The sequence below is a fragment of the Acinetobacter sp. Res13-Abat-PEC15-P4-01 genome, assembly GCF_015676285.1.
GTDB lineage: Bacteria > Pseudomonadota > Gammaproteobacteria > Pseudomonadales > Moraxellaceae > Acinetobacter > Acinetobacter nematophilus.
The window spans coordinates 1-11,887 of record NZ_JADAIN010000010.1 but is presented as its reverse complement, the minus strand read 5'-3'; the positions used below and the strand labels follow the sequence as shown (position 1 = coordinate 11,887).

The 11,887-nt window shown below is 41.2% G+C and carries 9 protein-coding genes; 8 read left to right on the top strand and 1 reads right to left on the bottom strand.

The window, feature by feature from the left end; all coding sequences use genetic code 11:
• Positions 1 to 70 precede the first annotated feature (70 nt).
• Positions 71 to 952, bottom strand: a complete 882-nt coding sequence (locus tag IMO47_RS02830) for a LysR family transcriptional regulator (RefSeq protein ID WP_196077244.1) — start codon at positions 950 to 952, stop codon at positions 71 to 73.
• 165 nt (positions 953 to 1,117) lie between these two features.
• On the opposite strand from IMO47_RS02830, the gene IMO47_RS02825 reads away from it, so the two are divergent.
• The 8 genes from IMO47_RS02825 to IMO47_RS02790 all read left to right on the top strand — a co-directional run bounded on the left by IMO47_RS02825 (position 1,118) and on the right by IMO47_RS02790 (position 11,287).
• On the top strand, positions 1,118 to 2,635 hold the full coding sequence (locus IMO47_RS02825) for a CoA-acylating methylmalonate-semialdehyde dehydrogenase (protein ID WP_196077245.1): 1,518 nt from the start codon (positions 1,118 to 1,120) through the stop codon (positions 2,633 to 2,635).
• A gap of 15 nt (positions 2,636 to 2,650) precedes the next feature.
• Positions 2,651 to 3,541, top strand: coding sequence for a 3-hydroxyisobutyrate dehydrogenase (gene mmsB, locus IMO47_RS02820; protein WP_196077246.1), 891 nt, complete (start codon positions 2,651 to 2,653; stop codon positions 3,539 to 3,541).
• Positions 3,542 to 3,642: 101 nt separating this feature from the next.
• Complete coding sequence (locus IMO47_RS02815; protein WP_196077247.1) at positions 3,643 to 5,304, top strand: AMP-binding protein; 1,662 nt, start codon at positions 3,643 to 3,645, stop codon at positions 5,302 to 5,304.
• A gap of 63 nt (positions 5,305 to 5,367) precedes the next feature.
• Positions 5,368 to 6,495: an acyl-CoA dehydrogenase family protein gene (locus tag IMO47_RS02810; RefSeq protein ID WP_196077248.1), complete on the top strand. Its 1,128-nt coding sequence runs from the start codon at positions 5,368 to 5,370 to the stop codon at positions 6,493 to 6,495.
• 52 nt (positions 6,496 to 6,547) lie between these two features.
• On the top strand, positions 6,548 to 7,321 hold the full coding sequence (locus IMO47_RS02805; RefSeq protein ID WP_196077249.1) for an enoyl-CoA hydratase: 774 nt from the start codon (positions 6,548 to 6,550) through the stop codon (positions 7,319 to 7,321).
• A 15-nt stretch (positions 7,322 to 7,336) separates the two neighbouring features.
• The gene (locus IMO47_RS02800; protein ID WP_196077250.1) at positions 7,337 to 8,362 is read left to right on the top strand and encodes an enoyl-CoA hydratase/isomerase family protein; all 1,026 of its coding nucleotides are present in this window, start codon (positions 7,337 to 7,339) and stop codon (positions 8,360 to 8,362) included.
• 148 nt (positions 8,363 to 8,510) lie between these two features.
• Positions 8,511 to 9,848 carry an MFS transporter gene (locus tag IMO47_RS02795; RefSeq protein WP_196077251.1) on the top strand — a complete coding sequence of 446 codons (1,338 nt, stop codon included), beginning with the start codon at positions 8,511 to 8,513 and terminating at the stop codon, positions 9,846 to 9,848.
• A 221-nt stretch (positions 9,849 to 10,069) separates the two neighbouring features.
• On the top strand, positions 10,070 to 11,287 hold the full coding sequence (locus IMO47_RS02790; protein WP_196077252.1) for an acetamidase/formamidase family protein: 1,218 nt from the start codon (positions 10,070 to 10,072) through the stop codon (positions 11,285 to 11,287).
• Positions 11,288 to 11,887 lie beyond the last annotated feature (600 nt).

Genomic DNA, 11,887 nt, shown 5'->3' with positions numbered 1-11,887 from the left:
CTGAACAGTATCACCACCAAATAATTTGCTGGTGATACATCTTTCACTAAAACGCTGTTCTGCGTAATGATCAATCCATTAATAAATTCTGATATTTGTCCGCCTGTGCTCTTAAAAAATCCCAGACCAATTTAATACGGGGCTCGTGCTGTAAATCTACCAAAGTCAGCATCCAGAAGGTATGAATAAAACGTACATCTTCTTCTAAAACCTGTTCAAGTTCGGGTTTATTATCGGCTAAAAATTTGGGCAAAATGGCCAATCCAGCACCAGCACTGACAGCAATTTGTTGGGCTAAAATACTGCTGCTTCGAAAATTAGCATTCAGTTGTAAAGGCAAGCGTTCTAAACAATACAGTTCAGGACTGTAAATTAAGTCATCAATGTAATTTACAAATTTATGATTTTTTAAATCTTCAAGCTTTTTAACAGGTTGTGTGCTTTCTAAATAGCTTTTACTGCCATAAATTTTAAGACAATAGTCCGTTAAGCGAGTAATAATGTAAGGACCGGATTTAGGACGATCAATCGAAATAACAATATCTGCTTCACGATGCGAAAGTTTGATCATTTTAGGCACTGGGATGAGATCAATGGTGAGGAGAGGATATTGTCTGGATAATTCTGCCAATAGCTGAGCTAAAAATGCTGTACCAAAACCCTCAGGTGTGCCAATTCGCACATGTCCCTGTAATGGTAAGTTTGGTTTTTCAATCTGCAAGAAGGCCTGTTCCATTTGTTCAACACGCGGTACAAGCGCTAAGCCCTCCATTGTGAGTTCATAGCCTGTCGCTTCCCTTCTAAATAAAGGAGTACCTAAAGCAAGTTCTAAAGCCTGTATTCGTCGAGATACTGTACTGTGTTCAACCCCGATGATGCGTGCAGTATTGGTGAGCGTTTTTGCCCGTGCGAGCACCAAAAAAAACTGCAAGTGATCCCAATCAACTTTCATTATTTCTGACATCCTTGTGCATATTTGCACATTCATTGTGCGTTAATTTCTATTGGTCATCTATATTTTCTTTGTTAGTTTGAATTGAAACAGAGCTGATGAAAATACTGCTTTTGGCTATTTTCTAAGAAAGTAACAACAAAAAATAGTGCCTATGGAGAGGTTATGAACACGATGTCCAATATTCATTCGACGACGGCTAAATTATTGATTAATGGAAAATTTACCGAATCCAATACCACAGAGTGGCAAGATATTTTAAATCCTGCAACACAAGAAGTTCTGGGTCGTGTACCTATGGCGACTTTAGCTGAAGTGGATGCTGCAGTTGCGGCTGCACAGGAAGCTTTTAAAACTTGGCGTTTAACTCCGATTCAAGCCCGTATGCGCATTATGTTGAAGTTGCAGGATTTAATCCGTACCAACATGAAAGAGATTGCACGTGTATTGACCGCTGAACAAGGTAAAACTTTGGCAGATGCTGAAGGCGACATCCAACGTGGCTTGGAAGTAGTTGAACATGCCTGTTCAATAGGTACTTTACAAATGGGTGAATATATCGAAGGTGTGGCACGTGGGGTAGATACCTATACCTTGCAACAACCACTCGGTGTATGTGCGGGTATTACGCCATTCAACTTTCCAGCCATGATTCCTTTATGGATGTTTCCAATGGCGATCGTGTGCGGTAACACCTTTGTTCTTAAACCTTCTGAACAAGATCCTTTATCGACCATGATGTTGGTTGAACTGGCTGTGCAAGCAGGCGTTCCAGCCGGTGTATTGAATGTTGTTCATGGCGGGAAAGAAGTGGTAGACCGTCTATGTACCCATCAAGACATTAAAGCCATTTCATTTGTCGGATCAACGGCTGTGGGAACACATGTCTACAATCTGGCAGGACAACATGCGAAACGCGTGCAATCCATGATGGGCGCAAAAAACCATGTTGTGGTGATGCCGGATGCCAATAAAGAACAAACCTTAAATGCTTTGGTAGGTGCTGCTTTTGGCGCTGCTGGGCAACGCTGCATGGCGCTTTCTGTTGCGGTGATGGTGGGTGAAACTAAAAATTGGGTTGATGAATTGGTCGAAAAAGCCAAGACATTAAAAGTCAATGCTGGACATGAACCTCAAACAGATATAGGTCCAGTGATTTCACCACGAGCAAAAGCCCGTGTTGTAGACTTGATCAATAGTGGTGTTGATCAAGGCGCACAATTATTACTCGATGGTCGAGATGTCAAAGTCTCAGGTTATGAAAACGGTAACTTTGTGGGTGCAACCATTTTCAACCACGTCACGACCGACATGCGTATTTATACCGAAGAGATTTTTGGACCTGTACTCGCCATTATTCATGTGGATACACTTGAACAAGCCATTGAGTTGATCAACGCAAATCCATTTGGAAATGGCGTAGGTTTGTTCACTCAAAGTGGTGCGATTGCCCGTACTTTCCAAAACAATATCGATATCGGTCAAGTCGGAATCAATATTCCCATTCCAGTACCAGTACCATTCTTCAGCTTTACGGGTTCACGAGGATCGAAACTGGGGGACTTAGGACCTTATGGCAAACAAGCCGTGCAGTTTTATACTCAAACCAAAACCATTACCAGCCGTTGGTTTGAAGATACACAAGAAAAAGGTGAAGTGAATACTACCATTAGCTTACGTTAATCGAGGAGTTCAAGGATGAATATTGCATTTATTGGTTTAGGCAATATGGGCGGAAAGATGGCTCATAATCTCCTCAACGCTGGTTTAACTGTACATGGCTTTGATTTGAGCGAAGTTGCCATTGCTCATTTCACTGAAGCAGGCGGTATAGCATATGCCAACCCGCAGGCGGCAGCTGAACGGGCGGATGTGGTGATTACCATGCTTCCAGCAGCAAAACATGTCAAAGAAGTTTATCTGGGGGAAAATGGCGTACTGGCTGTACTTAAAAAAGGCAGCTTGTGTATTGACAGCAGTACCATTGATCCACAAACCATTAAAGACATTGCAGCCGTAGGTGCAAAGCAGGGCATCCAGGTATGTGATGCTCCAGTTTCAGGTGGTACGATTGGCGCACAAGCGGGAACACTGACATTTATGGTCGGTACCCAATCAAATGCCTTTGAACGGGTTCAATCTGTACTTAAACCCATGGGTAAAAATATCGTGCATTGTGGTGAAGTCGGTGCAGGTCAAATTGCGAAAATTTGCAATAATCTTATTTTAGGTATTTCGATGGCTGCCGTTGCTGAAGGCATGGCGCTTGGCGCAAAACTCGGTATTGATCCGCAAGCTTTAGCAGGTGTGATCAATAGTTCAAGTGGACGCTGCTGGAGTTCTGAAATCTGCAATCCTTGGCCGGGGATTTCTGCCAATGCACCCGCCGGGCGTGGCTATAGCGATGGTTTCGCTACGCAATTGATGCTGAAAGATCTTGGGCTGGCCATCGAGGCAGCCGGACAGGTCAAGCAACCTCTGCTTTTAGGTGGTTTGGTCCAACAGCTGTATCAACAACTGTGTATGCAGGGCAATGCACAGCTCGATTTTTCGAGCATCATCCAGCAATATTTACCCAAAGAAGCTTAATCATTAATCCACACATATGACGTTTTACCATCAAATGATGGTGAAACCTCTTGATTCACTCGTGTCATGAATAACAATAAATCCAGGCTGGAGTAAATAATATGTTGAATTATCATCATGTTGCTAAATCATTTAATTTAGACGCTGCGGTAAAAGACTTGCTATCGGGCTCAGTCGAACAACTGAACGCATGTTATGAATGCTGTGATCGACACGCTGAAGCCAACAGCGAAAAAATAGCCTTGTATTGGCAGGGTAAAGATGGACGTAAACAACAATATACATTTAGTCAATTGAAAAAATGGTCAAGCCAGTTTGCCAATTTTTTAAAATCACAAGGCGTTCAAACAGGTGATCGTATCTCAGGCTTATTGCCAAGAACACCAGAACTGTTGATTATCATTCTGGGAGCTTGGAGAATTGGTGCCGTTTATCAGCCACTTTTTACTGCATTTGGTCCCAAAGCTATTGAACATCGCCTTCAATTGGCAAAAAGTAAATTGGTGGTGACTGATCCCTGTAATCGAAGCAAATTAGATGAAGTCGCCCAATGCCCGCAGATTATGACGGTTGCCGATCAGCATGGTCATGGGGTTATCGATGGCGATTTAAATTTTTGGCAAGAGCTTGAACAGCAGTCTGAACATTGTGATTTGGTGATGCAAAACATTCAAGCACCATTTTTGTTGATGTTTACATCAGGAACGACTGGACCTGCAAAACCGTTACAAGTACCACTTAAAGCTTTAATCGCTTTCGGCAATTACATGAAAGATGCCATTGGATTACGTGAAGAAGATAACTTCTGGAACATTGCTGATCCCGGTTGGGCATATGGACTGTACTATGGCATCACAGGACCATTGCTTTTAGGGCATGCAACTTTATTTTATGAAGGTGGTTTTAGCATAGAAAGTTTATGCCAAATTATTGATGATTATAAGATTACCAATTTGGCAGGCGCACCAACTGCTTATCGTATGATGATGGCTGCAGATCCAGCTCAAATGGCGCAATTGAAAGGTAAGTTTCGTGTGGTCAGTAGTGCGGGAGAGCCTTTAAATCCTGAAGTTTTCCGGTGGTTTAAGCAGGTACTCGATGCACCAATTTTCGATCATTATGGACAAACTGAGGTTGGCATGGTGGTGTGTAATCACCATGGTTTGGAACATGAGGTACGTGCAGGCGCTGCGGGTTTTGCAAGTCCAGGATACCGGGTTGCTGTGTTGGATGAACAAGGCAATGAGCTTCCCGCAGATACCCCCGGAATTTTAGCAGTGGATATTGCTCAGTCCCCAATGATGTGGTTTACAGGCTATCAAGAAAGCTGGAAATCACCATTTATAAAAGATTACTATTTGACTGGTGATACGGCTGAACTACATGCGGATGGCAGTATGAGTTTTGTTGGCCGCAGTGATGATGTGATTACCACCTCAGGATATCGGATTGGTCCTTTCGATGTAGAAAGTGCTTTGCTTGAACACGAGGCCGTCATTGAAGCAGCCGTAATTGGGGTCCCTGATGCTGAAAGAACTGAAATCGTAAAAGCTTTTGTAATTTTGGCAGATCATCAAACTGCCTCTGCCAGCTTAGCAGAGCAGCTGGGACAATTTGTTAAAAAGCGTTTATCGGCACATGCATATCCAAGGCAAGTTGAGTTCGTCACGGAACTTCCAAAAACACCAAGTGGAAAAATTCAACGTTTTTTACTGCGTAATCAAGAGATTGCTAAACAACAATTAGCAAAGAATGCAGGTTAGGATAAATCCTGCATAAGGCAGACTCGCCTTATGCAGTGAATGTAACAGATCAAGGAATGAAAAATGCAGTTTACTGAAGAACAATTATTGATTCAGGATATGGCGAAAAATTTCGCTCAGGAACAAATTAAACCCTATGCTGCTGAATGGGACAAACACAGCGTATTCCCTAAAACAGCATTGTCTCACATGGGACAATTGGGCTTTATGGGGATGTTGATTTCTGAACAATGGGGTGGTTCTGAGACTGGAAATTTGGCTTATGTGCTCGCATTAGAGGAAATTGCAGCAGCAGATGGTGCAACTTCAACCATCATGAGTGTACATAATTCAGTGGGTTGTGTGCCGATCGCTAAATTCGGTACAGATGAACAAAAACAAAAATATTTGCTGCCTTTGGCACAAGGTCAAATGATTGGTGCATTTGCTTTGACTGAACCGCATACAGGGTCTGATGCAGCAGCACTGAAAACACGTGCAGTCAAAGATGGTGAACATTGGATCATCAATGGTGCTAAACAGTTCATCACGTCTGGCAACAATGCTGGTGTCATTATCGTCTTTGCAGTAACGGATGCTCAAGCAGGTAAAAAAGGGATCAGTGCGTTTATTGTGCCACGCGAAACACCCGGCTATGAAGTCATTCGTACAGAAGAAAAACTGGGGTTACACGCTTCAGATACTTGTCAAATTGCACTGACAGATGTTCGTATTCACCAAAGCTTAATGTTGGGTAAAGAAGGTGAAGGCTTGAAGATCGCCTTGTCTAATCTTGAAGGTGGACGTATTGGTATTGCAGCCCAAGCCGTAGGTTTAGCACGTGCTGCTTTGGAACAAGCAACCCAATACGCGAAAGAACGCATCACTTTTGGAAAGCCGATTTTTGAACATCAAGCGGTTGCATTCCGCTTAGCCAGTATGGCAACAGAAATCGAAGCCGCACGACAGTTGGTGCATCATGCTGCTCGTTTGAAAGAAGCAGGCAAACCCTGTCTAAATGAAGCATCTATGGCAAAACTATTTTCATCAGAAATGGCAGAGCGTGTTTGTTCCTCAGCGCTACAAGTATTTGGTGGCTACGGTTATTTAAAAGATTTTCCGATTGAGCGTATTTATCGTGATGCTCGTATTTGTCAAATTTATGAAGGTACCAGTGATATCCAGCGTTTGGTCATTGCACGTAGTTTATAAGTATCGGCAATTGGCATTAAACATCGTGTAGCAAAAGATGAGGAGTGGAAATATGCAATTTGAAACAGTTTTATTGGAAAAGCGAAACGGTGTAGGTCTGATTACCCTGAACCGTCCCCAGGCTCTAAATGCGTTGAATTCCATCTTGATTGATGAATTAAATTCAGCTTTGGACGATTTAGAAAAAGACCAGAATATTGGCTGTATGGTCATTGCCGGGTCAGAGAAAGCCTTTGCAGCAGGTGCTGATATTAAAGAAATGGCAGGATTAAATTTTCCCAATATCTATTTTGATGATTTTTTCAACCTTGCCGATCGTATTGCACAGCGTCGTAAACCGTTGATTGCCGCAGTCAGTGGCTACGCTTTAGGTGGAGGATGTGAATTGGCATTGATGTGTGATTTTATCTATTGTGCTGATAATGCCAAGTTTGGTTTACCTGAAGTAACGCTTGGAGTCATTCCTGGGATTGGCGGTACACAGCGCCTGACTTTGGCGATTGGTAAAGCCAAAGCCATGGAAATGTGTTTGACTGCCCGACAAATGGGGGCGGTTGAAGCTGAACACAGTGGTCTAGTTGCACGCATTTTCCCCAAAGATGAACTCTTAGCTGAAACTTTGCAAGCTGCTGAGAAAATCGCTGAAAAATCTTTAGTGGCGACAATGATGATTAAAGAGTCGATTAACCGTGCTTTTGAACTGAGTCTAGCCGAAGGTTTACGTTTTGAGCGACGTAGTTTTCATTCAATTTTCGCGACTTTGGATCAAAAAGAAGGTATGCAAGCCTTTGTAGAAAAGCGCCAAGCGCAATTTAAAAATCAATAATAAAAGGATTAAATCATGGACAACGAAAATCATTTAATCATTGAACAAAAAGGTGCTTTGGGCATCATTATATTAAATCGTATTTCGACTCTGAATGCACTGACCTTAGACATGATCAAAGGGATTCACCAGCAAATTGAAAGTTGGCAGCACGATACGACGATTCAGGCAATATTGATTAAATCCAATAGCCCCAAAGCCTTTTGTGCAGGTGGTGATATTCGTTATCTCTATGATCATTTTAAAAATGGCACAGCGGGGCATAAAGGCTATTTCATAGCAGAATATGCCATGTTGAACTGTATTCGTGCCTCAAAGAAAACGGTTGTGGTGTTACTGGATGGCTATGTTTTGGGTGGTGGTTTTGGCTTGGCGCAAGCATGCCATATTATCGTCAGTAGTGAAAAATCACGCTTTGCCATGCCTGAAACGGCAATTGGATTTTTTCCAGATGTTGCAGCCACTCACTTCTTATCACGTCTGGATGATGTTGGCGTATATCTGGCGACTACAGGTGAACAGATCAGTAGCAGCGATGCATTGTATCTAGATTTGATTGATTATCATGTACCCAGTCAACAATTTTCTGCACTAGAAGAGGCTTTAAGCCAAACAGATCATTTAAGCAAAGACGATATTGATCAGATCATTGCAAAATATATCACGCGACCTGTAGAAAGTGAGTTGAGTGGGTGGGTAGACAATATTCGTAAGCATTTTGGTTTTGAAAACGTACATGAAATTGAACAAAGCCTTGCCAATGAGTCAGATCAACAACAGCAAGCATGGGCAAGTAAGGTTTTAAATATCTTGCAGCAACGTTCCTTAATCGCCAAGCAAACCAGTTTAAGACTGCAATATTTAGGTCGAGGGCTGTCTTTACAGCAATGTATGCAACTTGAACGAGATTTACAGGATATCTGGTTTGAGCATGGCGATATTCTAGAAGGTGTGCGTGCCCTCATCATCGATAAAGACAAACAGCCAAAGTGGCAACAAAGCAATCCTGTTTTAGACAGAATATTGGCTGAATTGGGTTAGCCGTAAAGCAGCTGATGCCAAAACAATGTGTGAATGCACATCAATAAAGGGAGAATGAGAAAAAATTTCTAAGTGAATCCAAGGATCATACAGGATATATGGAAAATATCTCAATGGATGTAAAAAACGGTTAAGAAGGAATAGAGCAATGAAGGATGTACAAGGAACAAATCCGAATAATAAAAAGTCATCACACCGCTTAGCAGGCATTTCAAGTATGGTCGGGACGACCATTGAATGGTATGACTTTTTTATCTATGGTGCTGCAGCAGCACTGATTTTTAATAAGTTATTCTTTCCCAACCTGGACCCTTTGACAGGTGTTCTTGCGGCATTTGCAACCTACGCTGTGGGTTTTATTGGACGGCCATTGGGTGGGATCGTATTTGGACATTTTGGTGACAAAATTGGCCGTAAATCGATGTTGTTGGTGACCTTGATGTTGATGGGTATTCCGACCGTCATGATTGGGCTTTTACCCACATTCGAATCGATCGGTTATTGGGCAACCATTTGCTTGATTATCTTGCGCTTTATCCAAGGTATGGCAATGGGCGGTGAATGGGGCGGAGCAGTGCTCATGGCTGTCGAACATGCACCAGAAGGTAATAAAGGTTTTTGGGGGAGCCTGCCGCAAGCCAGTACTGGTGGTGGCTTAATGCTGGCATCGATTGCTTTGGGACTGGTTTCACTTTTACCTGAGCAAGCACTATTTAGCTGGGGTTGGAGAATACCGTTTTTAGCCAGCATTGTATTATTGGCAGTAGGCTGGTATATCCGAGTCAAGGTGCCTGAATCTCCTGACTTTGAGAAAGTTAAACAACAGGCAGAAGAAATTAAAGTCCCAGCATTACAAGTCTTTAAAAATCATCCCAAGGAATTACTGACCATTGTATTGTCGCGTGCCGCTGAAAATGCATGGTTCTATCTTGCTTCAACTTTTACCTTGGCATACACCACCACACAGTTGGGTATCGCGAGACAAGAGATATTGTTTGCAACGATTTGCGGTGCCGGAGTGATTATGGTGATGACACCGCTGTGTGGACACTTATCAGACAAAGTAGGGCAACGCAATATGTTTAGGTTTGGTCTATGTATATTGGCACTCTACAGCTATCCATTCTTTGCCATGTTGAATACGAAAGACCCAGTACTGGTTTGGACCGCGATTGTATTGGCGATTGGCGTTGTATTTCCAATTATGTATGCACCACAATCTCAGCTTTTTGCCCGTCAATTCCCTGCGGAAATCCGTTATAGCGGTATTTCGATCTCTGTACAGTTTGCGGGTGTACTGGGAGGCGGATTAGCCCCTTTAATTGCAACCAAGCTGTTAAGTATCGGTGGCGGCAGTACGCATTTGGTCATCACTTATATCGTGAGTTTTGCTGTAATCGCCATCATTGCTTCATCGTTCTTAAAACCTGATGTATTTCCAAACAAAGCCAAATCTTTTGCACAAAAAGAAATTAAATCCTCATAAAATCTAGAATACTCAGCAACATGCAAAGTCTAGGCTATATTCATGTTGCTGTTATTTTTACCAATAATTAAAAATGCCCGCTATTGGTTCATTGCGAGGTCTTTAAACAGCGCATTTTAAATAAAAATCCTCTAATTCCTGTCATTTTTTAGCGTGGCATGAAACTTGCTGTATTTCATATGCACAATATTTTTATTTTTCAATGATTAAGGGTATGTCATATGTTTAAGCACACGGTTCTGTCTTTATTTATTTTTGCCACTTTTGGTTCTTCAGTCGCTCAAGCGGATAATTTTAATGTTCTTAAACAGCTTTCCAATAAACCAGTTCAGCTGAAAGACGGTGAATATAAAGGTAATTATTATGTTCCCTCAAACTTGAATACGATTACATGGGGATATCTACCGAATAAGGATGCTAAACCTGTTCTCTCGGTTCCGTCAGGGAGTACTGTTACATTCGATACAGTTTCACACGAAGGTTTGCTAGAAGACCAAGGACGGGATGCAGAGAAATTCTTTAAATCCAAGGGTGTTCAAGATGAATATATTTTGGATGAAGCAAAGACTATTACCAAATCTCATTTAAAGCATGATTTTCACAAAGATGGACCACACATTGTTACTGGTCCAATTGCAATTCAAGGTGCACAACCGGGTGATATTTTAAAAGTAGAGGTGCTTAAAGTTGAACCGCGTGTTCCTTATGGAGTCATTTCAAATCGCCATGGCAAAGGTGCTTTGGTTGGTGAGTTTCCTAAAAAACCGCAACAGGCTGATGCTTCAGCCGAGCATCCTGAACGCTATGGCAACGTTTCAGTATTTACTCCCATCGAAAAAAATGCCAAAGGTGAATATGAAGGAGTCTTAAAAACAGAATCAGGTAAGTCAATTCGATTTCCGTTGAGCCCGTTCATGGGCATCATGGGTGTTGCACCGAATACTTCAGAACCCGTTCATTCAGTTCCACCGGCAATGTATGGAGGCAATATTGATATCAATGAACTAGGCGCTGGGTCTACAGCTTACTATCCTGTTCAGGTTGCAGGTGCTTTGTTTTATACGGGTGATAGTCATTTTGCGCAGGGGGATGGTGAAGTGGCTTTAACCGCATTGGAAGCTTCTGCTCGTGCAACATTAAAGTTTACTGTATTAAAAGCAGGTAAAGATAAGATTCCAGGACACGAAATTACACAACCTTTAGCAGAAAATGCCGAGTTCTGGATTACACCTGGCTTGGATGCTGATCTTGACGAAGCGATGAAAAAGTCTACCCGTGAAGCGATTCGTTTCTTAAATAAAGAGTATGGTATTGATGAGGCAATCGCTTATGCATATTTAAGTGCTGCAACTGATTTTGAAGTATCCCAAGTCGTTGATAAGACCAAAGGAATTCACGCTAAAATTCGAAAAGCTGATTTCAGAGAGTTTAGTGAGTAAATACTTTATCTTTATATAAGTTTGCTATCTGGAAAAGTTTTTATTTTGTAGATTAAAGGCTTTTCCAATTGAATTTAACTATAGATTGTGATTTATTTTAAGACTATTAATTTTATCTATAAAAATTTTTTAACAGATTTTTTCTAAAGAAAATATCTCAATTATGGGGTAAATTGTGAGAATTCATATTTTATTGTGTCATTCCTAATGAAATAAAAACCGAAAAATATATGACGACTGCTCCTAGAATTTATAATAAATAGCATACATGTAAGTATGCTAAATAAAGAGCATGATTCAGATTACATGCAATTAGCTATTATGATGAAAAATAATGATCTGTAATTAGAGTGCCTATACCCAAAAATCCCGATTAAATTTCAATTGAGAGGAATAAATTTGTATTTTTCTCAGATTTTAAACCATGCATAGATCAATATTTTGATTAACCTAAATTTTTGCTAGTCGTTGGATCATCTTAGAAAAACCAAAGTTCAAATATTGATTTTTCCACATGAATACAAAAAATTTGACTTATTGATATTTATTTTAAAATTTAAATTACAAATAAAAACATTACCTTAAAACAATAATAAAAGT